19 protein-coding genes and 1 tRNA gene are annotated in these 23,003 nt (G+C 69.3%); 13 read left to right on the forward strand and 7 right to left on the reverse strand.

Features of this window, described 5'->3' with window-relative positions:
* Positions 1-110: 110 nt before the first annotated feature.
* Entirely contained in the window at positions 111-1,184 is a 1,074-nt protein-coding gene (locus tag Psi02_RS00520; RefSeq protein ID WP_203970646.1) for a polysaccharide deacetylase family protein, read from the reverse strand.
* A gap of 51 nt (positions 1,185-1,235) precedes the next feature.
* Here Psi02_RS00520 and Psi02_RS00525 point away from each other — a divergent pair, with 51 nt between their 5' ends.
* The gene (locus Psi02_RS00525; RefSeq protein WP_203970647.1) at positions 1,236-2,216 is read left to right on the forward strand and encodes a DUF2127 domain-containing protein; all 981 of its coding nucleotides are present in this window, start codon (positions 1,236-1,238) and stop codon (positions 2,214-2,216) included.
* On the opposite strand, the gene polA is transcribed toward Psi02_RS00525, so the two are convergent.
* Positions 2,167-4,848: a DNA polymerase I gene (gene polA / locus Psi02_RS00530; RefSeq protein ID WP_203970648.1), complete on the reverse strand. Its 2,682-nt coding sequence runs from the start codon at positions 4,846-4,848 to the stop codon at positions 2,167-2,169. The two genes, Psi02_RS00525 and polA, sit on opposite strands and share 50 nt — an antisense overlap.
* 134 nt (positions 4,849-4,982) lie before the next feature.
* On the opposite strand from polA, the gene Psi02_RS00535 reads away from it, so the two are divergent.
* The 6 genes from Psi02_RS00535 to Psi02_RS00560 all read left to right on the forward strand — a co-directional run bounded on the left by Psi02_RS00535 (position 4,983) and on the right by Psi02_RS00560 (position 10,478).
* Positions 4,983-5,327, forward strand: a complete 345-nt coding sequence (locus Psi02_RS00535; protein WP_203971539.1) for a PaaI family thioesterase — start codon at positions 4,983-4,985, stop codon at positions 5,325-5,327.
* A 423-nt stretch (positions 5,328-5,750) separates the two neighbouring features.
* Positions 5,751-7,034 carry a branched-chain amino acid ABC transporter permease gene (locus tag Psi02_RS00540; protein WP_239094484.1) on the forward strand — a complete coding sequence of 428 codons (1,284 nt, stop codon included), beginning with the start codon at positions 5,751-5,753 and terminating at the stop codon, positions 7,032-7,034.
* Between the two features lie 13 nt (positions 7,035-7,047).
* Complete coding sequence (locus Psi02_RS00545) at positions 7,048-8,037, forward strand: branched-chain amino acid ABC transporter permease (RefSeq protein ID WP_203970649.1); 990 nt, start codon at positions 7,048-7,050, stop codon at positions 8,035-8,037.
* On the forward strand, positions 8,027-8,959 hold the full coding sequence (locus Psi02_RS00550) for an ABC transporter ATP-binding protein (RefSeq protein WP_203970650.1): 933 nt from the start codon (positions 8,027-8,029) through the stop codon (positions 8,957-8,959). The genes Psi02_RS00545 and Psi02_RS00550 overlap by 11 nt, the downstream gene beginning before the upstream one ends.
* On the forward strand, positions 8,956-9,867 hold the full coding sequence (locus Psi02_RS00555; protein WP_203970651.1) for an ABC transporter ATP-binding protein: 912 nt from the start codon (positions 8,956-8,958) through the stop codon (positions 9,865-9,867). Before Psi02_RS00550 ends, Psi02_RS00555 begins: the two co-directional genes overlap by 4 nt.
* Positions 9,868-9,995: 128 nt before the next feature.
* Positions 9,996-10,478 (forward strand): hypothetical protein, encoded by a 483-nt coding sequence (locus Psi02_RS00560; RefSeq protein WP_203970652.1) that lies wholly within the window; start codon positions 9,996-9,998, stop codon positions 10,476-10,478.
* Positions 10,479-10,673: 195 nt separating this feature from the next.
* Here the strand turns inward: Psi02_RS00560 and Psi02_RS00565 are convergent, their stop codons facing one another.
* Both Psi02_RS00565 and Psi02_RS00570 read right to left on the reverse strand, forming a co-directional pair.
* Positions 10,674-11,963, reverse strand: coding sequence for an ABC transporter substrate-binding protein (locus Psi02_RS00565; protein WP_203970653.1), 1,290 nt, complete (start codon positions 11,961-11,963; stop codon positions 10,674-10,676).
* 272 nt (positions 11,964-12,235) lie between these two features.
* Positions 12,236-12,832 (reverse strand): ANTAR domain-containing response regulator, encoded by a 597-nt coding sequence (locus Psi02_RS00570; protein ID WP_275415117.1) that lies wholly within the window; start codon positions 12,830-12,832, stop codon positions 12,236-12,238.
* A gap of 120 nt (positions 12,833-12,952) precedes the next feature.
* Between Psi02_RS00570 and Psi02_RS00575 the strand changes: the two genes are divergently transcribed.
* Positions 12,953-13,027, forward strand: a tRNA-Leu gene (locus Psi02_RS00575).
* Between the two features lie 110 nt (positions 13,028-13,137).
* Here the strand turns inward: Psi02_RS00575 and Psi02_RS00580 are convergent.
* Positions 13,138-14,307: a PucR family transcriptional regulator gene (locus tag Psi02_RS00580; protein WP_203970654.1), complete on the reverse strand. Its 1,170-nt coding sequence runs from the start codon at positions 14,305-14,307 to the stop codon at positions 13,138-13,140.
* Between the two features lie 187 nt (positions 14,308-14,494).
* On the opposite strand from Psi02_RS00580, the gene Psi02_RS00585 reads away from it, so the two are divergent.
* The 5 genes from Psi02_RS00585 to Psi02_RS00605 are packed head-to-tail and all read left to right on the forward strand — an operon-like array spanning position 14,495 to position 19,292.
* A complete protein-coding gene (locus Psi02_RS00585) occupies positions 14,495-15,325 on the forward strand; it encodes an ABC transporter ATP-binding protein (RefSeq protein WP_203970655.1) in 831 nt (276 codons plus the stop codon).
* The gene (locus Psi02_RS00590) at positions 15,325-16,101 is read left to right on the forward strand and encodes an ABC transporter ATP-binding protein (RefSeq protein WP_203971545.1); all 777 of its coding nucleotides are present in this window, start codon (positions 15,325-15,327) and stop codon (positions 16,099-16,101) included. Before Psi02_RS00585 ends, Psi02_RS00590 begins: the two co-directional genes overlap by 1 nt.
* Entirely contained in the window at positions 16,098-16,988 is an 891-nt protein-coding gene (locus Psi02_RS00595) for a branched-chain amino acid ABC transporter permease (protein ID WP_203970656.1), read from the forward strand. The genes Psi02_RS00590 and Psi02_RS00595 overlap by 4 nt, the downstream gene beginning before the upstream one ends.
* Before the next feature lie 13 nt (positions 16,989-17,001).
* Positions 17,002-18,069: a branched-chain amino acid ABC transporter permease gene (locus tag Psi02_RS00600; RefSeq protein WP_239094564.1), complete on the forward strand. Its 1,068-nt coding sequence runs from the start codon at positions 17,002-17,004 to the stop codon at positions 18,067-18,069.
* Complete coding sequence (locus tag Psi02_RS00605; protein ID WP_203970657.1) at positions 18,030-19,292, forward strand: ABC transporter substrate-binding protein; 1,263 nt, start codon at positions 18,030-18,032, stop codon at positions 19,290-19,292. Before Psi02_RS00600 ends, Psi02_RS00605 begins: the two co-directional genes overlap by 40 nt.
* Before the next feature lie 109 nt (positions 19,293-19,401).
* Here Psi02_RS00605 and Psi02_RS00610 read toward each other — a convergent pair whose 3' ends face one another.
* Together Psi02_RS00610 and Psi02_RS00615 are read right to left on the reverse strand one after the other, a co-directional pair.
* On the reverse strand, positions 19,402-21,216 hold the full coding sequence (locus Psi02_RS00610) for an ABC transporter ATP-binding protein (protein ID WP_203970658.1): 1,815 nt from the start codon (positions 21,214-21,216) through the stop codon (positions 19,402-19,404).
* The gene (locus Psi02_RS00615) at positions 21,213-23,003 is read right to left on the reverse strand and encodes an ABC transporter ATP-binding protein (protein WP_239094485.1); all 1,791 of its coding nucleotides are present in this window, start codon (positions 23,001-23,003) and stop codon (positions 21,213-21,215) included. The genes Psi02_RS00610 and Psi02_RS00615 overlap by 4 nt, the downstream gene beginning before the upstream one ends.

Here is a 23,003-nt window from a genome sequence, read left to right on the forward strand (position 1 = left end):
TCGATGATCGAGCGCGAGCCGCTCCGTACGAGACGCGCGCGAGCCCACAGCGCAGCGATCAGCATATGAGACGTGGCGGGCTGGGTCAATCCGATACAAGCCTGAACACGCTAGTACGCGATGACGCTTTTAGCCTGGCTTGGCGTGATTTTGCCTCGGAGTTTCTTCGGGACCGAGATATGCGCGGGATCGCCGTCCGACGTGTAGCGCTCCCCCGGCCGCTTGTCCAGCCAATCAAGCCAGTACTGCGTGCAGTAAATGGGGCAGCCCGACTTCTTCTCGTTCGACTGCACCCGCGGGATCGCGTACCGGTCGAAGGCTTTCGCGTAGGGCGAAACCGACGGCCGTGCCGAAGCTAGGAAAACTCCATCAAAATGATATTTTGTCCCGTCCCAGGACCCTTCGTGGGCGACACTCCCCTTCTTCGGAGGCGAGCCGTACGGCAGGGCGAACGTCGTGGACGACGGGACGCCGATCTCCTTGAGCAGCCGCTCCTGCTTGACGATCTGCTCCGACACCTTCTTGGCCTTCATCCGGTGCAGGTCGGGGTGGGTGTAGGTGTGGTTGGCGACCTCGAACCCGTGGCCGAGGAGCCATTTCACCGCCCGCTCCTCCTGCGACCTGTCCCTGATCCCGAACGGGTTCCGGTTGACCCAGAAGGTCGCCACGGGCCGGAACTCCGGATGCTTCGCGGCGACCTCGTAGAGGATCTCGACCACCGTGTTCTTCTTGGGGTTCCCGTGCGCGTCGAGGGCGAAGTGGCTGGGGTTCCCGTCGTCGAAGGTCAGTACGACGGGGTGCGTCCCGGCCGGGACGTTGAACTTCCCCGACACGAACTCGGCGGCCGTGATCGGCACGTACTTCTCCCTGACCAGCCGCTCCAGCTCGGCGCGCAGCTGCTTCGGGGTCCGGTCGATGGAGGCGCGCCGCTTGGCCAGCAGCCGGTGGTACATGATCACCGGGATCATGCCCGCCTCGTTGGCCTTCACCTTCCGGGCGGCCTCGGCGGGGGTCGGCCGACCGGCCGGATGGCTCACGGAGGGCGTGGGAACAGGCGTGATCCTGGTCCTGGCCGCCGGCCGTCCGGCGTCGGATGAGGGCAGCAGTGTCACGACGACCAGGCCGACGACGACCACGGCCGCGTTGGCGAGGACACCGGCCCGGGCAAGACTCCGCACAGTCATTTGACCTTAGTGCCGCTCTCTGCCCGAGATGGTGTGTGTTGCAATTTTTGTGTGGATTGGAGCCTCCGGGCATGTGGCCGGCGTGGTCACGTCACGTTCGCGCCCGACGACCCCGCGCTGCGCGGCCGCCTCCGCGCGGACACCGCCATGGGCGAGGCCTGGCGGTGCCTCCGGTGCGGCGACTTCGTCGTCGGCGAGGTCCACGGGGCCGGGCCCGCGGGAGCCGCGCCGATCGTACTGCGCGGCAGGGCACTTCGTGACGCGACGATCCTGCGGCTGATCGCCGTGTTCCGATGGGTGAAGGGCGTGCTCGTCCTCGCCGCGGCCTACGGGGTGTGGCGATTCCGGGCCGACCACGACGCCGTGAACCGGGCCTTCAAGGCGAATCTGCCGCTGCTCCAGCCGATCGCCGACCGGCTCGGGTGGAACCTGGACCAGTCCGGCGCGGTTCACACGGTCAGGACCGCACTGGCGGCGACCACCACGACGCTGACCTGGATCATGCTCGCCCTGATCGTCCTCGGCACGTTGTGGATGATCGAAGGCTTGGGGCTGTGGCTGCTGAAGCGGTGGGGCGAGTACTTCTCCGTGATCGCCACATCGGCGTTCATCCCCGTGGAGATCCACGAGATCGCCGAGAAGGTCACCGGGACACGTGTGGTGATCCTGCTGATCAACATCGCCGTCGTGCTCTACATCGCGCTGAGCAAACGGCTGTTCGGCCTGCGCGGCGGGCGGCCCGCCCACGAGGCGGAACGGCGCGAGGCGAGCATCCTGGAAGTCGAGGCGGCGGCCGTGCAGCGGACGGCGTACGCCCGGCCGCCGGAGGGCGATGCGAAGGCCGTGACACCTCGTGGGCCCGCGGCGACGCCGCCCACCGCGGCACCTCGTGGGCGAGCCGCGACGCCGCCCACCGCGGCTCCACCCGCACCCGGCGGACAGACGCCGCCTCCCCCCGTGGACGGAGACGGCGCCGGCCCACTCAGTGGCCGGCGTCCTCCCAGGTCGAGCCGACACCGACGGAGACACTGAGCGGCACCCGCAGGGAGTAGGCCGCGCACATCTGGTCCCGCACCATCGCGGTGAGCTCGTCGAGCTCTCCCGGGGCCACCTCGAACACCAGTTCGTCGTGGACCTGGAGGAGCATCCGCGAGCGCATCCCCTCGATCGCCCGCTGCACGTTGAGCATCGCGACCTTGATGATGTCGGCGGCCGATCCCTGGATCGGCGCGTTGAGGGCCATCCGCTCGGCCATCTCCCTGCGCTGCCTGTTGTCGCTGGTCAGGTCGGGCAGGTAGCGGCGGCGGCCGAGGATCGTCTCGGTGTAGCCATCCGTGCGGGCCTGGGCGACGATCGCCTCGAGGTAGTCGCGGACACCGCCGAACTCCTCGAAGTACTCGTCCTTGAGGGCCCTCGCCTCGGCGACGGGGATGTTGAGCTGCCCCGACAACCCGAAGTCGGACAGGCCATACGCCAGGCCGTAGTTCATCGCCTTGATCCGCGCCCGGAGCTCGCCGTCGACCTGCTCGGCCGGGATGTCGAAGACCCGGGCCGCGGTCGCCTGGTGGAAGTCGTGGCCCGACTCGAACGCGGCGATCAGCGAGGCGTCCTCCGACAGATGAGCCATGATCCGCAGCTCGATCTGGCTGTAGTCGGCCGTCAGCAGCGTCTCGTAGCCCTCCCCGACGACGAAGCCCTTGCGGATGCGCCGGCCCTCGGCCGTGCGGATGGGGATGTTCTGCAGGTTGGGCTTCTCGCTGGACAGGCGGCCGGTCGCGGCGACGATCTGGTTGAACGTGGTGTGGATCCGCCCGTCGTCGGAGATCTCCTTGATCAGGCCCTCGACCGTGGTCCGCAGCTTGGTCTGGTCGCGGTGCCTCAGCAGGATCGTCGGCAGCTCGTGGTCGGTCTGCGCGGCGAGCCAGGCCAGCGCGTCGGCGTCGGTCGTGTAACCGGTCTTGATCCGCTTGGTCTTGGGCAGGCCGAGCCGGACGAACAGGATCTCCTGGAGCTGCTTGGGCGAGCCGAGGTTGAACTGCTCCCCCACCGCCTCGTGGGCCGCCTCGACGGCCTGCTTCACCGCGGCGCCGAACTCGGCCTCCAGCGCGGCGAAATACTGCCGGTCGGCGGCGATGCCGGCCCGCTCCACCTCGGCGAGGACCCGGACCAGCGGCAACTCGACGTCGGTGACCAGGCGCGTGCCGCCGCGCTTGGACAGGTGGTCCTCCAGCGACTCGGCCAGATCGCGGACGGCCTGGGCCCGGAGCGCCAGGTCCTTGGCCACACCGGCGTCGGCGTCCTCGAACAGGGACCCCTGCCCGCCGGGCGCGGATTCGGCCCGCAGCTCCCTGTGCAGGTAGCGCAGCACGAGGTCGTCGAGCGGGAACGACCGCTGCCCCGGCATCGCGAGATAGGCCGCGAGGGCGGTGTCGCAGGTGAGCCCCCGCAGGTCGAACCCGAGCGCCCACAGGGCCAGCAGCGGCCCCTTCGCATCGTGCACGGCCTTCGGCTTCGACTCGTCGGCCAGCCACGCGCCGAGGGCCGCCTCGTCCTCAGGTGTCAGCCGCGTGGGATCGACGTACGCCGCACCCGCCTCGGCGGCGATCGCGATGCCGTCCACCCGCCCGGTGCCGCTGCCGTACACGCCGTCGAAGGCGAGGCCTGCCCTGCTCTCGGTGAGCGTGCCGAGCCACCCGGCGACCTGGCCGGGCTCGAGCACCGTGACCTCGAGCTCGAAGCCCTCCTCCACCTCGGGCTCGGCCGTGCCGAGGGTCTTGAAGAGCCGCTCGCGCAGCTCCCCGCGGATCTGGAGCGAGTCGAGCAGCTTGTTGACCTCTTCGCGCTCCCACTCGCCCATCCGGAGGTCGCTCGCCTCGACGCCGAGCTCCACGTCGCGCCTCAGCTCGGTCAGCATCCGGTTGTGGATGACCTGGCCGAGGTGCTCGCGGAGCTTGTCGCCGACCTTGCCCTTGACCTCGTCGGCCCGCCTGACCAGCTCGTCCAGCGAGCCGTACTCCGAGATCCACTTGGTGGCGGTCTTCTCGCCCACGCTGGGGATGCCCGGCAGGTTGTCGCTCGGGTCGCCGCGAAGCGCCGCGAAGTCGGGATACTGCCCCGGCGTGAGGCCGTACTTCTCCATGACGGTCGCGGGGGTGAACCGGGTCATGTCACTGATGCCGCGGCGCGTCATCAGCACCGTGACGTCGTCGTTGACGAGTTGGAGCGCGTCGCGGTCGCCGGTGACGATCAGGACGTCCATGCCCTTGCCGGCCGCCTGGGTGGCGAGGGTGGCGATCAGGTCGTCGGCCTCGAACCCGGCCTGCCACATCCGGGGGATCCGCAGCGTGTCGAGCAGCTCGAAGATCAGCTGCACCTGCCCGCGGAAGTCCTCAGGAGTCTCGCTCCTGTTCGCCTTGTACCCCTCGAACGCCTCGTGCCTGAAGGTGGGTTCACTGCGGTCGAAACAGACCACGACATGACTCGGCTGCTCATCGCGGAGGATATTGGCCAGCATCGAGGTGAAGCCGTACACCGCCTCCGTGTGCTGCCCGTCGGTCGTCATGAGATTGGCGTCCTTAAGGGCGTAGAACGCACGGTACGCAAGAGAATGGCCGTCCAGCAGCAGCAGGCGGGGACGGCTGGGGGTCGCTTCACTCTTCGGCACACCCGCAGCCTAGTCTCCGTCTACGACACGAATCCCGGGCTCTTCCCACAGGAGGGATCCCTTTGACCTTGACCAATCCCGACGAGTTCATCGCGGCCGCGAACGAGGCCGCGAAGAGCCACCTGCCCGAGCGCATGGGAATCGAGATCCTTGAGGCGAGCCCGGAGCGGGTCGTCGGGCGCATGCCCGTCGCGGGCAACACCCAGCCGTACGGCCTGCTGCACGGCGGCGCCTCGGTCGTGCTGGCCGAGACGCTGGGGTCCATCGGGTCCGCCCTGCACGCCGGGGAGGGCAGGATCGCCGTGGGCATCGAGATCAACGCCACCCATCACCGCTCGGCGACCTCCGGTCACGTGACCGGCGTCGCCACCCGGACGCACGGCGGCCGCACTCTCGCGACGTACGAGATCGAGATCACCGACGAGGAGGGCCGCCGGATCTGCACCTCGCGGCTCACCTGCATGCTGCGCGACGTCTGAGACCCCGGAAAGGGCGCGACACGCGGAGTAGTACAACGACATACCGCCGCAAAACGGATGAGGTTGCGACTCTCTTTGCACGCGACCCTCTCCGGTCGCTACCGTTGTGGCCCCAGAGAGCCCGTGGAAGACCGAGTAGACAACGTGCAGAGCCGGGGAAGCTCTGCACGGTCCCAAAGGTCAGCCACGGGCTCACTGTTTTTCCCGTAGCCGTTCAATAGAGGATCTCTCCGGCAAATCGGTTCTGACCTGGGAAGCCATTCTCACGTGAGTGACACGCCATGGTCACCGATTGGTGACGAACAACCCCGAACCGGGCGACTCGGGCTTATGCTCCGCCACAACGTCGTCGACCCGAGGCGATTGTCGTGTGTTCGGAATGGCGGGCGACCCACCCGCCATGACCCAAATAAGGGAGCACCATTGCGCAGAGCCGTGATCGCGTTCACGGCCTTCCTGGGCGGACTCGTTCTTCTCCTCTCCTCCCCCGCCTGGGCGGAAGGGGAGGCGCTGAAGGGCACACTCCAAAACCAAGGCCAGCCGGTGAACGGCGTCAAGATCAGCGTGGTGGCCGAGGACGGAAGCCCCGTCGCCGCGGTCACCACCGGAGCCGACGGCACGTGGGAGGTCCCCGTCTCGAAGGCCGGCAAGTACAAGGTCACCCTCGACCAGAAGACGCTTCCCTCGGGGATCGGCCTCAAGTTCAAGGACAAGGGCACGCTCGACGTCCAGGTGTATGAGGGGAACCAGCGCAACGTGCTGTTCGCCCTCGCGCCCGCCGGGCAGCAGAACGGGGGGAACGCCTCCGGCGAGTCGGCCTCCTCGGTCTGGGACCGCGTCGCCCAGTTGACCTTCGAGGGCTTCAACCTCGGCCTCATCATCGCGCTCGCGGCGATGGGCCTGTCCCTCGTCTTCGGCACCACCGGCCTGACGAACTTCGCGCACGGCGAACTGCTCACCCTGGGGGCCATGGCGGCCTACTTGTTCAACGCCGTCCTCGGCGTCCCGCTCATCCTGTCCGCGGTGATCGCGGTCGTCATCGGCGGCGCCTTCGGCTATCTGCAAGATCGCTTCTTCTGGGGACAACTGCGCAAACGTGGCAGCAGCCTCGTCGCCATGATGATCATCTCGATCGGCCTCGCCCTGTTCCTGCGCTACATCTTCCTGTTCCTCTTCGGCGGGGAGAGCAGGCCCTTCGCCGAATACAACGCCCAGCCGGGCATCCAGGTCGGCCCGATCTCGGCGGCGCCCAAGAACTTCATCGCGATGGGCGTCGAACTCGCCGTCCTGGTGATCGTCGGCGTGGCCCTGCTCAAGACCCGCACCGGCAAGGCGGCCCGCGCGGTCGCCGACAACCCGGCGCTGGCCGCGTCCTCCGGCATCAACGTCGAGCGCGTCATCCAGATCATCTGGACCGTCGGCGGCGCCGTCGCCGCGCTCGCGGGCGTCATGCTGGGCCTCGCCCAGAACATCAACTACCAGATGGGCTTCCAGATCCTGCTGCTCGTCTTCGCGGGCGTCACCCTCGGTGGCCTCGGCACCGCATTCGGCGCACTCGTCGGCTCGCTCGTCGTCGGCCTGTTCATCCAGCTGTCCACCCTCGTGGTGCCGACCGAGCTGAAGACCGTCGGCGCGCTGCTGGTGCTCATCCTCGTCATGCTCTTCCGGCCGCAGGGCATCCTCGGCCGCCGCGAGCGCATCGGCTGATCGGAGACCACACGTGGACTGGAACACCATCTTCGTGACCACGGTCAAGGCCTCGATCGGCCTGGAGACCGTCGTCTACGCGCTCGCCGCGATCGGCGTCAACATCCAGTTCGGCTACGCCGGGCTGCTCAACTTCGGCCAGGCGGCCTTCCTCGGCGTCGCCGCGTACGGCCTGGCCGTCATCGTCTCGACGTTCGGCCTGTCGTTCTGGCTCGGCATCGCCGTGGGTCTCGTGGCCACAGTGGTCCTCGCGTTCCTGCTGGGCATCCCGACCCTCCGGCTGCGCGCCGACTACCTCGCCATCGTGACCATCGCGGCGGCGGAGATCGTCCGTCTCGTCTTCCGGTCGGTGGCGTTCAAGGACGTCTTCGGCGGCTCCGACGGGCGGCAGAACTTCTCCGGCGACTTCTACGCCATGAACCCCTACGCCCCCGGCTCGTACGGCATCGGCCCGATCAAGTTCGACGAGCGGACCACGTGGGTCCTGACGGTCGGCTGGATTCTGATCGCGCTCTCCTGCGTGCTGGTCTACCTGCTGATGAAGAGCCCGTGGGGCCGCGTCCTGAAGGCCATCAGGGAAGACGAGGACGCCGTGCGCAGCCTCGGCAAGAACGTCTTCTCCTACAAGATGCAGGCGCTCGTCCTCGGCGGCGTCATCGGCTGCCTCGGCGGCTTCATCTTCGGCCTGGGCCAGGCATCCATCCAGCCCGACCTGTTCGGCACCGAGTTCACGTTCTACGCGTACACGATCGTGATCCTCGGAGGCGCGGCCCGGGTCTTCAGCCCCGTCGTCGGCGCCGCGATCTTCTGGGTGCTGCTGGTCTTCGTCGGCAACACGCTGAGCGAGGCCGTCGGCGCCGGGGTCTTCGGCTCCGCGATCACCGTCACCCAGGTCGGTTCCGTGCGCTTCATCCTGGTCGGCCTCGGCCTGATGCTCCTGCTCATCTTCCGGCCCCAGGGCATCTTCGGCGACAAGAGGGAGATCGCGCTCGATGCACGCTGACACCACCGTGACCAGCAAGAAGGCCGCCGCGCTCGCGGCCTTCGAGGGAATCGACTCCGAGCCCGGCGTACCCAAGCCCGATCCCATCCTCGTCATCGAGAAGGTCGTGCGCAGGTTCGGCGGCCTCACCGCGGTGGACGTCGACCACGTCGAGGTCCAGCGCGGCTCGATCACCGCGCTCATCGGGCCGAACGGAGCGGGGAAGACCACGTTCTTCAACCAGCTCACCGGGTTCGACACCGCGGACGAGGGCTCCTGGTCCTTCAACGGCAAGCCGCTCAGGGGCGTCCCGGCCCACCGGGTGGCCCGCAGCGGCATGGTGCGCACCTTCCAGCTCACCAAGGCCCTGTCCAAGCTGACCGTCATGGAGAACATGCGGCTGGGGGCGCAGAACCAGCGCGGCGAGAACTTCTTCCGCGCCCTGATCCCCGGCAGCTGGCGCGGGCAGGAAGACGAGATCACCGAGCGGGCCGAGGAGCTCCTCGAGCGGTTCAAGCTCGCGGCCAAGCGGGACGACTTCGCCGGCTCCCTGTCGGGCGGCCAGCGCAAGCTGCTCGAGATGGCCCGCGCGCTCATGGTCGGCCCTGAGCTCGTCATGCTCGACGAGCCCATGGCCGGCGTGAACCCGGCGCTGACCCAGTCCCTCCTCGGCCACGTCAAGGACCTGCGCGAGGAGGGCATGACCGTGCTCTTCGTCGAGCACGACATGGACATGGTGCGCGACATCAGCGACTGGGTCATCGTCATGGCGCAGGGCACGGTCATCGCCGAGGGCCCGCCGGACACGATCATGTCGGATAACCGGGTCATCGACGCCTACCTCGGCGCCCATCACGACGCGCCGATGTCGGTCGAGGAGGCCGAGGAGCAGCTGCAGGAGGCCGAGGCCGAGCTCGAGGCCGAGATCGAGGAGAAGGCATGAGCGAGCCAGAGCCGAACGCCGAGCGCGCCGAAGGCGCCGACGACGCGGTGGCCGTCCCGGCCGCGCGCGCCGCGGAGCAGGACGCCCCTGAGCCCGAGACCGGCACGGAGGACACCGCGGAGGACATCACGGAGGACACCGCCTCCGTGGCCGTCATCGACCGGGGCGACCATCTGGCCGGGGCGCAGGACGCGGTCCTGCGCGCCGACGAGCTGTACGCGGGCTACGTCCCCGGCGTCAACATCCTCAACGGAGCCGACCTCTATGTGAAGAAGGGCGAGCTCATCGGCATCATCGGCCCCAACGGAGCCGGGAAGTCGACGCTGCTCAAGTCGCTGTTCGGGCTGGTGAACGTGCGCACGGGCACGGTCACGCTGAACGGCGAGGACATCACCAACCTCAAGGCCCACTCGCTGGTCGCCAGAGGCGTCGGGTACGTCCCGCAGACCAACAACGTGTTCCCCAGCCTCACCATCGAGGAGAACCTGGAGATGGGCGCCTTCCAGGTGCCCGGCAAGTTCAAGGAACGCTTCGAGTTCGTCTGCGAGATCTTCCCGGCGCTCAAGGAACGCCGCAAGCAGCGGGCCGGATCCCTGTCCGGCGGCGAGCGCCAGATGGTCGCCATGGGCCGGGCGCTCATGACCGAGCCGTCGGTCCTCCTGCTCGACGAGCCGTCGGCCGGTCTGTCGCCCAAGCTGCAGGACCTGGTCTTCATCCAGGCCCAGCAGATCAACAAGGCCGGCGTGACGATCATCATGGTGGAGCAGAACGCGCGCCGCTGTCTGCAGATCTGCCATCGGGGCTACGTCCTGGACCAGGGCCGCAACGCCTACATGGCCAGCGGACGCGAGCTCATCAACGACCCCAAGGTCATCCAGCTCTACCTCGGCACGCTGGCCCGCGCCTAGCACGCCGTCACGAAGGGCCCCGGGTGGTTCGCCGCCCGGGGCCTTCGTGATCTCCGGTACGGCGTCCGCCACCGCCTTGTGACCTTTTGCCCGCGAGATCGCGGAACAGGGCGACCACAATGGGCGTCATGACCCGAACCACTCTGGGGTCGGCGCCGGCCCTCGCGGCGCTCACGATCGTCCTCAGCGCCTGCCTGAGCGCCTGCCAGAGCGCCCCTCACGGCGCCCGGACGGGATCCGCGTCCTCCACCGCCACGACCGGCTCCTCGGCGGACAGGGCCGTCTACGTGACCGGCGCCGGGCCCGATGACGACGCCTGCACCCGGGTGGTCTCCGCCATCGGCTACCTCGAGCTCTCTCTGCTCCCCGCCGGCCAGGAGGACGCCCAGCGCTACGACGGCGACGTGCGCGGCCGCTTCGGCTACGTGCGCGGCACACTCGCGATGTACGGCCCGCATCTCCCCGCGTCCCTTGCCGGGCCCGCCGCGACCATCGAGGAGGTCGGCACGCCCCTGTCGACGGCCGGTACCGACCCCTCCACGCGGCCCGCGCTGCTCCGCGAGTACCGCAAGGCCTCCCGCTCCATCACCTCGGCCTGCCCGAGGCCCTGAGACCGCGCCAGGCGCGCGGCGGGCACGGCGGTGAACGCGCGGCGGTGGACGCACGACGGTCACGGCTGTGGACGCACGACGGGCACGGCTGTGGGCATGCGGCGAAGACGGCGGTGGACATGCGAAAAGGGCCCGGTCCGTCAGGACCGGGCCCTTCACGTCAGCACTTCGTCTACAGCGCTGCCATCACCGATGTCAGCCGTCGATCTTGCCGGTGTTGAAGGCGATGTTCTTGTTGGTGTTGTCCGCGCCGTACTGGTAGACGCCGATGGTGGCCTCTGCCGGGTCACCGGCGGCGTTGAACTCGATCGGGCCCGAGACACCGTCGTAGTCGATGTCCTTGCCGGCCGCGAGCAGGTCGGCGCAGGACTTGTAGTCCTTGCACTTCTCGCCGCCGCTGGAGACCTCGGTCAGCTTCGCCGCGATGTCGGCGCCCGCGTCGCTCTTGGCCGCGGTCGCCGCGAGAGCGGTGAGGATCGTGGCGTCGTAGGACTCGGGACCGTAGTTGAAGTCCTTCAGGCTCGGGTCGGCCGTCTTGAGCTTCGCCTTGAAGTCGTCGGAGACCTCGGCGCCGGGCTGCGTGCCCTTCGCGCCGTCCAGCGTGCCCTTGGGGAAGCCGTCCTTGCCGGTGCCGTAGTTGGACAGGTTGCCGTCGACGAAGTACCACTTCACCTTGTCGGCGGTCAGGCCCTGCTTGACCAGCTCAGGCACGATCTTCTTCGTCTCGTCGAAGCCGATCAGCGCGATGGCCTTGGGGTTGGCTTCCTTGATCTTCGCGACGTCCGCGGAGAAGTCGGCCGCCTTCGGGTCGTAGATGACCTTCGAGACGACCTGGCCGCCGCCGCCCTCGACCGCCTTCTGAACGTTGTCCGCCAGGCCGGTGCCGTACGCGTCCTGGAGGGCGAGGATGCCCACGCTGTCGCTGCCGTCGGCGAGGATGAGGTCGCCGAGCACGCGGCCCTGGAGAACGTCCGGCGGCGCCGTACGGAAGTACAGGCCCTTGTCGTTATACGTCGTGAACTCGTCAGAGGTGTTGGCGGGCGAGATCTGCACCACGCCGGCGCCCGTGATCTTGTCGATGACCGACAGCGAAACAGAAGAGGACGCCGCACCGATGATGGTGTCGGCCTTCTGCTGGATCAGCTTGTCAACCGACTGCGAGGCAATGTTGGTCGAGGTGTCACCCGAGTCGGTGTCGATCTCGACGGCCGGCTTGCCGAGGACGCCGCCGGCCGCGTTGATCTCCTGAACCGCCAGCTTGACACCCGCGAACTCCGGCGGGCCAAGGAAGGCGAGCGAACCGGTCTGCGGCAGCAGCGTGCCGACGGTGAGAACGCCGTCGCCCTTGGCAGCGACGGGCGCTGAGGAGGCGGGCGCCGAAGACGTCGGCGCGGCGGTCTCCTCGCCACCGCCACAGGCCGTCAGGGCGAGGCTGGCGGCCGCGGCGACGGCCAGCACGCGCCCAAGGGGGGCAATGCGGATCATGAAGCATCTCCTTCATCCAGGCCGGGAAACGGCAGCATCGCCGACCGGTCCCGATCGAATGGTGGAAACGTACATACCGCAAGGGACCTCCGACCAGGCATGCGTCAGAACTGTCCACACTTGGTTGCGGAGTCGTAATAACTCCTCAACTTATGAGGGGAACCTTTCTGACCAGGAGCCCGGTGTGCGCTCTCTCCGCACATTTCGCCACAGGCGTCACAACCGGCACACGGATACCACTGAGCACTGATATTCACTCCGCCATAAAGGCGTCACGCGGACGGTCCGGCTTCTCCGGCGCCGTCGTCGACGACGGCCTGGGCCACCTGGCGCATGCTCAGCCGCCGGTCCATCGACGCCTTCTGGATCCACCGGAACGCCTGCGGCTCGGTCCATCCGTGCCGGGTCATGAGCAGGCCTTTCGCCCGCTCCACCAATTTCCTGGTCTCCAGTCGCTCGGAAAGGGTGGAGACCTCTTTCTCCAGCGCCGAGATCTCCTCGTGGCGGCTGACCGCCATTTCGATCGCCGGAACCAGGTCGCCCTTGGTGAACGGCTTGACCAGATAGGCCATGGCCCCCGCGTCCCTGGCGCGCTCGACCAGATCGCGCTGCGAGAACGCGGTCAGGATGAGACAGGGCGCGATCCGCTCGGACACGATCCGCTCAGCGGCCGAGATCCCGTCGAGGACCGGCATCTTCACGTCGAGGATCACCAGGTCGGGCCGCAACTCCATGGCCAGCTTGACCGCGGTCTCGCCGTCGCCCGCCTCCCCCACGACGGCGTAGCCGTCCTCTTCGAGCATCTCCTTGAGGTCGAGACGGATCAGTGCCTCGTCTTCCGCGATCACCACTCGCCGCTGCGTACTCACGCACAAGAGGTTACCGACGTCCGCTACATTAGGACCACGCCAGGGGCCACGCGGTCGATCATCTCTCCGCTAAGCTCTATGACGACGGGTTCGGACAAGTCAACGTATGTCCGGATTGAAGCCCCGGTACCCCAATTGGCATGAGGGAGCGGATTCAAAACCCGTACAGTGTGGGTTCGAGTCCCACCCGGGGCACTTGCAGTAATCGTAAAAAATCATCTCCGAAATCTCACCGGCGGACGCCGTCATCGACGCACGTGACCCGGTCGACGCGACTTCGGGCTCTCCCCTGCTTCCGGCACCGATCAGGTGTCCGGCAGGAGCCGTACGGCGTCGAGGGCGAGGGACAATTCCACGGCGTCGCGCGGCCGCGACGGCGAGCGCCCGGTCATCTGCTCGATCCTGCGCACCCGGTTGAAGACGGTGTTCCGATGGCAGTACAGCTCGCTCGCCACCCGCACCGCCGAGCCCTCGCACCGGAGCCAGGCCTCCAGAGTGGCCAGGAGCACCCCGCGTTCCGGTGAGGACAACACCGGCCCGAGCACACCGCTCGCCAGGTGCCTGGCCAGCTCAGGCTGGCAGACCACCAGCGCGGCGGGCAGCCGCCGGTCGAGCCTGGCGATCTCCGGTCGGGCGCCGGTACACGTCCGCATGGCGAGCTCGGCCATCCGCCGGGCGTTGCCGAGCTCCGCGAGCCCCTCGACGACGGGGCTGATGCCGGCGATCCCGCACACGATGGGCCTGATGGCCTCGACGAGGTCGTCCAGCGACCGGTCGCCCATGAACACCACGGCCATCTCGTAGTCGGTCCGCATGCGCCACAGGAACAGCAGGCCGCCGATGATCTCGGGCCGGTGGACCCGCTCGGGGAGCCGCGTTGTGACGACCGCATAGCGGCCGTGTTCCGGGAGCTCCAGGGCGGCCGCCGCGACCTGTCCGACGGCCGCGTCCGCCCGGCCTTCGAGCAGGGCGTCCAGCATCGCGTGCACCCGCTCGTTCCCCCGGCCGAGCAGCTCGTTCTCCCGGCGGCGGTACGCGTCGGCCGCCGCCACGGCCTGCCGGTCGATGGCGTGCCACACGTGAGTGGCGCTGCGCAGCAGTGCGGGCAGCTTCTCCGGGTTCCGGTCGCCGACGATGTCGATGAAGCCGTTCCACGTGACCTGGGCGGCCAGCCGGTAGCTGCGCATGAGCGAGTCGAGCGGCAGCCCGTGCTCGGCCCGCCTGCGCCCCACCGTCTGCGCGTACTCGACGTCCCGTCGTTCGTGCCGCGGCTGGAGGATGGCGGTGATGCCGATGCGCAGCCCCTCGTACGTGCTCTTCCAGTGGTCCTCGATGGGGATGTTGATCCGGTAGGCCTCGTCGTTCTCCCTGCCGCGTTTCACGAGCTCGTCGGTGAGCTCGGGGATCCGTTCCAGCAAAAAGGCGGCGGAGGTCCTCAGCAGTTCCCGGATCTCGGATTCCGTCCTGGACCTCATGCGTCCGAATGTGCCAGCACTTCGGGTCTGGAACAAGGTTCGGTTCTCGTTTCGTGACCGTGGATTGTGCTGTCGCACAAGTCGTGTGTCAACGACATGGGCTGAGGACCCGACTTGCCGGGCAGATCTGGACGCGGCTCGACGCGATGGGTTGTCTGTGCCTTCATCGGAGTCACAGGAGGGGTTGATGGCTGGTGAGGCAGGCCTGGAGATCACGGATCTGGCGGTGCACTACGGCCCCGTACGCGCGTTGAGAGGAATCCGCGTCACCGTTCCGCGCGGTGCGGTGGTGGCGGTCCTCGGTGCGAACGGCGCGGGCAAGACGACGCTCCTTCGCGCCGTGTCGGGCACTCTGCGGTTCCACCGGGGCGGGGTCACCTCCGGCACGGTGTCCTTCGGCGGCTCACGGCTGAACGGGTCGCCGGCGACCGCCGTCGCGCGTGGCGTGGTCCAGGTGCCGGAGGGCCGCCGCGTCTTCGCCCGGATGACCGTGGCCGAGAATCTGCGGGCCGGCGCGCTGGGCGTCCGCGATCGCGGGAAGGCGGGCGAGGCGCGTGACCGGGTCCACTCCCTCTTCCCGATCCTCGCGGAACGGGCGCACCAGAGGGCGGGCCTGTTGTCGGGCGGCGAGCAGCAGATGCTCTCGATCGGACGGGCCCTGATGGCGAACCCGTCGATGTTGCTGCTCGACGAGCCCACTCTCGGCCTCGCTCCGATGATGGCGGCCCGCATCGCGGCCACGATCAGAGAGATCAACGCGCAGGGCACCTCCGTGCTGCTGGTGGAGCAGAACGCGGCGATGGCCCTGGGGCTGGCGTCCCACGCGTACGTGCTGGAGGTGGGCGAGGTCGCCCTGTCGGGCCCGGCGGCGGAGCTGGCCGCCAGCGACGAGGTACGGCGCCGGTATCTGGGCGTCGGCACGCCCGAGACAGACCGACCGGTTGGTATCGACGCGGAGGACCTCCCGCCGGGGGAGCCGCCGCGACCGGTCCGGACGTTGTCGAGGTGGACGGCGTGATCCCGGAACTCGTGGTCAGCGACGTCACGGTCAGGTTCGCCGGCCTCGTCGCGCTCGACGCCGTGAGCTTCACGGTCAGGCCCGGCAGCACGCACGCGCTCATCGGGCCGAACGGCGCGGGCAAGTCGACGTGCTTCAACGTGCTGTCCGGCGTGTACCGGGCGACGTCGGGCAGCGTGCGGTTCGGCGACGCCGAGCTGACGGCGTCGCGGCCGCACCAGGTGGCGGCGCTCGGAGTGGCGCGCACGTTCCAGAACATCGCCTTGTCCCCTCGGCTCACGGTGCGGGACAACCTCATGCTCGGCCGCCACCGGCTGACCACGAGCGGCTTCGTCTCCGCCGGGCTGCGGCTGCCCTCGGCGCGGCGGGAGGCCGTACGGCACGGCGCGCGGGTGGAGGAGATCGCCGCGTTCGTCGGCGTCGCCGACGCGCTGCCCACGCCGGTGGGGCTGCTGCCGTACGGGACGCAGAAGCGCGTCGAGCTCGCCCGGGCGCTGTGCATGGAGCCGCGCCTGCTGCTCCTCGACGAACCGGTCGCCGGCATGAACGGCGAGGAGCGGCGGGAGATGGCCGACCTGATCGTCTCCGTACGGGAGAGCCTCGGCATCTCGATCCTGCTGGTCGAGCACGACATGGGGATCGTCATGCGGATCGCCGACTCCGTGACCGTCCTCGACTTCGGCAGGCGCATCGCCGACGGCGAGCCCGACGAGATCCAACGCGATCCCGAGGTGATCCGCGCCTACCTCGGCGACATCGAGGAGAGCGCCTCATGACCACCTTCCTGGAGCTTCTCGTCAACGGGATCTCCGTCGGAGCCGTGTACGCGCTGATCGCGCTCGGGTTCGTCGTCATCTTCAAGGCGACCGAGGTGGTGAACTTCACGCACGCCTCGTTGCTGCTCGCGGGCGGGTTCCTGGTCGCGAAGCTGCATCCGGCGCTCGGCTTCTGGCTCGCCCTGGCGGCCGGGGTCGCGGGCGCCGCGCTGGTCGGGGCGCTCATCGAGTTCCTGATCATCAGACGGGCGCGCGTCGGATCGCACGGCGTGCTGGCGATCGTGACGATCGGCGTGGACATCCTGCTGACGACCGAGCTCACCCGGGAGATCGGAACCGACGTCCTCGCCCTTGGCGATCCGTGGCGGGACCAGGTCCTGCACCTGGGCCCGATCACGATCGCCGAGACCCGCATCGTCGCCCTGGGTGTCGCCGCAGCGCTGATCACGGCGTTCCTGCTCGCGTTCAAGTTCACGGGGTGGGGCGTGGCCATGCGGGCCACCGCGGAGGACGCGGAGACCGCCGCCCTGATGGGCGTACGGCTCGGCCGGGTCTCGCTCAGCGCCTGGGCCGTGGCGGGTGCGCTGGCCGCGATCGCGGCCCTGTTCCTGTGCGTCTTCCCCACGCCGGGTCTGGACCGCAGCACGACGGCCGCCGCCATGAAGGCCTTCCCCGCGGCGATCCTCGGCGGGCTGGACTCGACGACCGGCGCGCTGGCCGGCGGGCTGATCGTCGGGGTGACCGAGGCGCTGATGAGCGGATACCAGAGTCAGCTGGCCTTCCTCGGGCGCGGCATCGGCGATGCCGCGCCGTTCCTGGTGATGATCGCGATCCTGCTGTTCCGGCCCGCCGGGATCTTCGGCACGAAGGAGTTGGCCCGTGTCTAGGAGATCGAGGTGGATCACGCTCGGCGCCGTCTGGGGGGTGGTCGTGGTGGCCGCGGTCGTCGCGCCCTTCTACCTGGAGGGCTTCTGGCTCCAGACGGGCCTGTTCGCGATGTCGGCGGCGGTCGGCGCCATCGGCATCAACCTGCTGACCGGGGCGACCGGGCAGTTGTCGCTCGGCCACGCGTTCTTCCTCGCCGTCGGCGCGTACGCCTACGTGTACCTGTCGACCGACGTGGGGCTGCCGACTCCCCTGGCCGCCGTCGTCGCGGTGATCCTCGCGGGCGTCGCGGGCGGGTTGTTCAGCCCGATCGCGGGACGCCTGAAGGGCGCCTATCTGGGCATCGCCACCCTCGCGCTGATCTTCGGGGGTCAGCACGTGCTCTTCAACGCCGAGCCGCTCACGGGCGGCTACAACGGCCGCGCGGTGCCTCCGATGGAGCTGTTCGGCTTCGTGTTCGCGGACTCCCCCGGCCTCGTCCTGCTCAACGTGCCCTTCGGGGCGCTGGAACGGTTGTGGTTCCTCGGCCTCCTGGTGCTCGCCGCCGCGGCGGCGTTCGCGCGAGGCGTGCTGCGCGGCCGTCCCGGCCTCGCCATGAACACCATCAGGGACCACGAGATCGCGGCGGGGGTGATGGGCGTCCCGGTCGCGCGTTACCGCGCGGGCGTGTTCGTCCTGTCGTCCATGTACGGCGGGCTGGCCGGCGTGCTCGTCGCCCTGGTCTTCCAGCGGGCGGTGCCGGACTACTTCGGCTTCCTGTTGTCGCTCGACTATCTCGCCATGATCGTGATCGGGGGTCTCGGATCGGTCGCGGGGGCCGTCATCGGGGCGGTGTTCGTCTCCCTCCTCCCCCAGCTGCTGACGCGTTACAGCGACGCCCTGCCGCTGGTGGCCGAGCCCGGTTCCGGCGGGGTGTCCCCTGCCGAGGCCGCGCGCATCCTCTACGGCGCCGCCGTCGTGACGGTGGTGCTGTTCCTGCCCGGCGGTCTGCACGGGCTCGCCACGCGGCTCCGCCGCGTCATCCCTCGAATCAAGGAGCTCAGATGGCCAAATTCGGCACCCGCGCCCGCATCGCGACGCTAGCCGTCCTCGCCCTGGCGGCGGCCTCCTGCGCCAGCGACAAGGCGGTGGGCGGAGCGCCCGCCACCGGCGGCGACGGCGTGAAGACCGGTCCGGGTGTGACCGCCACGACGATCACCGTGGGCGTGGTCACGGACCTGACCGGGCCGTACGCCTCCCTCGGGAAGAGCCTGACCCAGGCGCAGCAGCTGTACTTCGAGCAGGCCAACGCCGCGGGCGGAGCGTGCGGACGCAAGTACGAGGTCATCGTCCGCGACCACGGCTACGACACGCAGAAGGCGGTCGCCGCCTACACGGAGATCGGGCCGAAGTCCGCGGCGATCCCGCAGTTCATCGGCTCGCCCATGGTCACGGCGCTCAAGCAGCGCATCGACACCGACAAGCTCCTCACCATCCCGATGGCGTGGGCGACGTCCCTGCTGGGCAGCCGGGCGATCCAGGTGACCGGCACGACGTACGACATCGACATGATCAACGGTGTGGACTTCCTCACGAAGGAGAAGGGCATCAAGGCCGGCGACAAGCTCGGGCACCTGTACTTCGAGGGCGACTACGGCGAGAGCGCGCTCAACGGCTCGAAGTACGCCGCGGACAAGCTCGGCCTGGAGATCGTGGAGCAGAAGATCAAGGCCACCGACCAGGACATGAGCGCGCAGGTCGCCGCGTTCAAGGCGGCGAAGGTCAAGGCCGTGCTCGTCTCGGTCGGGCCGAGGCAGGCCGCGTCGCTCGTCGGTGTCGCGCTGGCGGGCGGCATGGACGTGCCGTTCGTCGGCAGCAACTCCGCCTACTCGCCGCAACTGCTCGGCACGCCGGCGGCGCCCGCGCTGCTGAAGGACTTCTACGTCATGACGGCCGGAGCGCCGGTGAGCGCGCCCATGCCCGCGATGCAGAAGCTGGTCGCCGACTATCAGGCGAAATATCCCGGGCAGACCCTCGACAACGCCGTCCCCACCGGCTGGAGCGCCGCCATGATCGTGGATGAGGCGGTCAAGAAGGCCTGCGCCGCCAAGGACCTCAGCCACGAGGGCATCCTGGCCGCGCACCGCTCCCAGTCGACCTTCGAAGGCGGCTTCGGCACCCCGATGGACTTCACGTTCTTCGACAAGCCGGCGTCCCGGGCGTCCTACATCCTCAAGCCCGACAAGGCCGCGATCGGCGGCTCGGTCGTCCTCAAGGAGGCCGCGGTCTCCGACCTCGCCAAGGACTACCCGGTCCCGGTCGGCTGACCGCGGGAATCCGGCGGATCCGGAAACCGGTACGGCTCGCGTGGGGGCGCGAGCCGTACGGCGGCTCCCCCGGCCACCCGGCGGGTCAGGCCGGGCAGGCCGAGGCGGGTCAGGCGAGGCTGTCGACCCAGGCCTGGTGGAGCCGGGAGAACCGGCCGGATCCCTCGATGAGCCGGTCGGGCGGGCCGTCCTCGACGATGCGCCCGCCCTCGATGACGAGCACCCGGTCGGCGATCTCCACCGTGGAGAGGCGGTGGGCGATGATCAGCGCGGTCCTGTCGGCGAGGATGGTCCGCAGGGCCCGCTGGACCATCCGCTCGCTCGGCACGTCGAGGCTCGAGGTCGCCTCGTCGAGGATCAGCACGGCGGGGTCGGCGAGGAACGCCCTGGCGAACGCGACGAGCTGGCGCTGCCCCGCCGATATCCGGCCGCCCCGCTTGCCGACCTGGGTGTGGTAGCCGTCGGGGAGCGCTGTGATGAACTCGTGGGCGCCGATCGCCTCGGCGGCCTCGACGACCGCCTCCATGGGCGCGCCGGGACGGCCGAACCCGATGTTGTCCGCGATCGTCCCGGTGAACAGGAAGTTCTCCTGGGTCACCATGACCACGAACCGGCGCAGCGTGGCCTCGTCCAGGTCGCGCAGGTCCACGCCGTCGAGCATGACCCGCCCGGACACGGGGTCGTAGAAGCGCGAGATGAGCTTGGCCAGCGTCGTCTTGCCCGCACCGGTCGTCCCCACCACCGCGACGGTCTGGCCCGCGGGGATCTCCAGGTCCAGCCGGGGCAGGACCCGCGGGCCCTCCCCGTAGGCGAACTCGACGGCGTCGAACCGAAGCGCCCCGCTCGCACGGGCCAGCTCCCCGGGCCGGGGCGGCTCCGCCACGCCCGGCTGCTCCTCCAGGACCCCTGACAGCTTCTCGAGGGCGGCGCCGGCCGACTGGAGCGCGTTGTAGAACTGGCTGATCTCCTGCATCGGCTCGTAGAACTGGCGGAGGTAGAGCAGGAACGCCGCCAGCACGCCCACCGTGACCGTGCCGTGCAACGCGAGCCACCCGCCGTACAGCAGGACGAGCGCGACCGTGACGTTGCCGATGAGCTTGATCCCGGGCATAAAGATCGCGATGAGACGCGACCCGCGCGTGTTGGCCTCGCGGTAGTCGGCGTTGAGCCTCTCGAAGATCTCCTGGTTGCGCGGCTCCCTGCGGAAGGCCTGCACCGCGCGGACCCCGGTCATCGACTCCACGAAGTGCACGATGACCAGCGCGACGGTCTCGCGGGTCCGGCGGTAGGCGGCGCTCGACTCCCGGCGGAACCAGCGCGTGAACAGCAGCAGCACAGGCAGCGGCAGCAGCGCCACGAGGCCGAGGTGGACGTCGAGCACCAGGAGCATGGCGGCCGTGCCGAACAGCGTGAGCACCGCGGTGACCAGGCCGTCGAAGCCGGAGTCCAGCAGTTCGGCGATGGCCTCGACATCGGAGGTGAGCCGTGAGATCACCCGGCCGGACGTGTAGCCCTCGTGGAACGACAACGACAACTTCTGGAAGTGCGTGAAGACCCGGCGCCGCAACTCGAGCAGGATGTCCTGCCCGATCCGCCCGGCGAGCTGGAGGAACGCCTGCCGTGTGACGGCCTGGACCAGCGCGGCCCCCACGATCGCCGCCACGATCGTCAGCAGCGTGCCCGAACCCCGCCCGTCGGCCATCGGCGGGATGCCGCTGTCGATGCCGGTCTTCACCAGGTACGGCAGGGCGAGGCCGGCCGCGTTGGACACCACGATGACGGCGGTCAGCAGCGCGATCGCCCTCTTGTGCGGGCGCAGGAGATCGCCGAGCAGCCGGCGGGAGCGCGACCGCAGCAGGAGGGAGACGGTCTCGGGGATGTGGTCCTTGTCCTCGGCCGCGACACCGCGCCAGGAGTCGCTCACCGCAGCGCCCTGTCGGGGTCGAGGTCGGCGTCCTGGGCGAGCAGGGCCCGGTATTCGGGGACCGTGGCGAGCAGGTCGGGATGTCGGCCGACGTGCTGGATGGTTCCGTCCCTGAGCAGTGCCACCCGGTCGGCGAGCAGCACGGTCGAGGCCCTGTGGGCGACGACCAGGCCGGTCGCGTCGGCGAGGACCCGGCGCAGCGCCTCCTCCACCAGCGCCTCGGTCTCGACGTCCAGCGCCGACAACGTGTCGTCCAGGACGAGGATCCGCGGCTTGCCGAGGACCGCGCGGGCGAGGGCGAGCCGTTGCCGCTGCCCGCCGGACAACGACATCCCCTGCTCCCCGATCCTGGTGTCCAGCCCCCACGGCAGGTCGTACACGAAAGTGGCCTGGGCGATCTCCAGGGCCTCCCGGACGTCGTCCTCGCCGGCGTCGCCGTGGCCCAGCATGACGTTCTCCCTGACGCTCATCGAGAACAGCGTCGGCTCCTCGAACGCCGTCGCGACCACCGACCGGAGCGCGGGCAGCGTCAGGTCGCGGACGTCGTGCCCGTCGACGGTGACGCGGCCGCCCGTGACGTCGATGAGCCGTGGGACGAGTGCCGTGAGCGTGGTCTTCCCCGAGCCCGTCGCCCCGACGACGGCGATGGTCTCCCCCGGCCGCACGTCCAGCCACACGTCGCGCAACACCGGGCGCGCGCTGCCGGGATGGCGGAACTCCACACCCTCGAACCGGAGATGCCCGCGCGGGCGCTCGATGACCTCGGTCCCTCCGACGATCTCCGGGACGGTGTCCAGCACCTCGGTGACGCGGTCGGCCGAGGTCATGGCCTCCTGTCCCATCGCGAGGATGTAGCCGAGGGAGGCGACCGGCCAGACGAGCTGGAGGACGAGCGTCGTGAACGCCACCAGGGTGCCGAGGGTGAGCGCGTCACGCGCGACGGCGAGCGCGCCGACGAGCACGACCATGGCCAGGGTGACGTTCGGGACCACCTCGAGGAAGGTGAAGAACCGCGAGGCCAGCCGTACCTTGGCGAGCGACGTCTGGTGGATCCCTCGGGCGGTCTCGTCGAACCCCTCGTAGAGGTGCCGGCTGCGGCCGAACGCCTTGATCGTCCGGATGCCCACCGCCGCCTCCTCGACGAGGGTGGCGAGGTCGCCCTGCTGGTCCTGGACCCGGCGGGAGATGCCGATGTACCGCTTCTCGAACCGGAGAGACAACACGATGATCGGCACGGCCGAGACCGCGACGATCAGGCCGAGCGGCCAGTACATGTGGAACAGGACGATGGTGACGGCGATGAGCTGGAGCACGTTCATGACGAGGAACAGCGCGCCGAACCCGAGGAATCTGCGGATCGTCGAGAGGTCGGTCGTCGCCCTCGACAACAACTGGCCCGACTGCCATTCGCCGTGGAAGCTCATCGGCAGGCTCTGCAGCCGGCGGTAGAGGTCGTCGCGGATCGCCGTCTCCAGGCCGAGGACCGGCCCCGCCTGCGACCATCTCCGGACGAAGATGAGGACCGCCTCCGCGATCCCCAGCACGAGGGCGAGCAGGCCGAGCGGCAGAAGGCCCCCGAGGTCGCCGTGGCCGACGGGCCCGTCGATGATCTGCTTGCCCACGAGCGGGACGGCGGTGCCCGCGGCGATGCCGAGGAACGCGGCCACCCACGACACGACGAGCACGCGGTTGTAGGGCCTGAGGTAGGACTTCAGCCGCCACAGCGCGCGCCACGAGGGTTGCCGGGCGCCCGGGACCGCATCTGGATCATCGTCATCTGAAGGCAT

This window comes from Planotetraspora silvatica, from assembly GCF_016863315.1.
GTDB classification, from domain to species: Bacteria; Actinomycetota; Actinomycetes; order Streptosporangiales; family Streptosporangiaceae; genus Planotetraspora; species Planotetraspora silvatica.

What these genes read in the sequence shown, in the direction of transcription:
- Psi02_RS00520 (WP_203970646.1), bottom strand. Translation starts at nt 1,184, where the DNA reads ATGACTGTGCGGAGTCTTGCCCGGGCCGGTGTCCTCGCCAACGCGGCC.
- Psi02_RS00535 (WP_203971539.1), top strand. Translation starts at nt 4,983, where the DNA reads ATGGGAATCGAGATCCTTGAGGCGAGCCCGGAGCGGGTCGTCGGGCGC.
- Psi02_RS00550 (WP_203970650.1), top strand. Translation starts at nt 8,027, where the DNA reads ATGCACGCTGACACCACCGTGACCAGCAAGAAGGCCGCCGCGCTCGCG.
- Psi02_RS00555 (WP_203970651.1), top strand. Translation starts at nt 8,956, where the DNA reads ATGAGCGAGCCAGAGCCGAACGCCGAGCGCGCCGAAGGCGCCGACGAC.
- Psi02_RS00560 (WP_203970652.1), top strand. Translation starts at nt 9,996, where the DNA reads ATGACCCGAACCACTCTGGGGTCGGCGCCGGCCCTCGCGGCGCTCACG.
- Psi02_RS00565 (WP_203970653.1), bottom strand. Translation starts at nt 11,963, where the DNA reads ATGATCCGCATTGCCCCCCTTGGGCGCGTGCTGGCCGTCGCCGCGGCC.
- Psi02_RS00580 (WP_203970654.1), bottom strand. Translation starts at nt 14,307, where the DNA reads ATGAGGTCCAGGACGGAATCCGAGATCCGGGAACTGCTGAGGACCTCC.
- Psi02_RS00585 (WP_203970655.1), top strand. Translation starts at nt 14,495, where the DNA reads ATGGCTGGTGAGGCAGGCCTGGAGATCACGGATCTGGCGGTGCACTAC.
- Psi02_RS00595 (WP_203970656.1), top strand. Translation starts at nt 16,098, where the DNA reads ATGACCACCTTCCTGGAGCTTCTCGTCAACGGGATCTCCGTCGGAGCC.
- Psi02_RS00605 (WP_203970657.1), top strand. Translation starts at nt 18,030, where the DNA reads ATGGCCAAATTCGGCACCCGCGCCCGCATCGCGACGCTAGCCGTCCTC.
- Psi02_RS00615 (WP_239094485.1), bottom strand. Translation starts at nt 23,003, where the DNA reads ATGCCTTCAGATGACGATGATCCAGATGCGGTCCCGGGCGCCCGGCAA.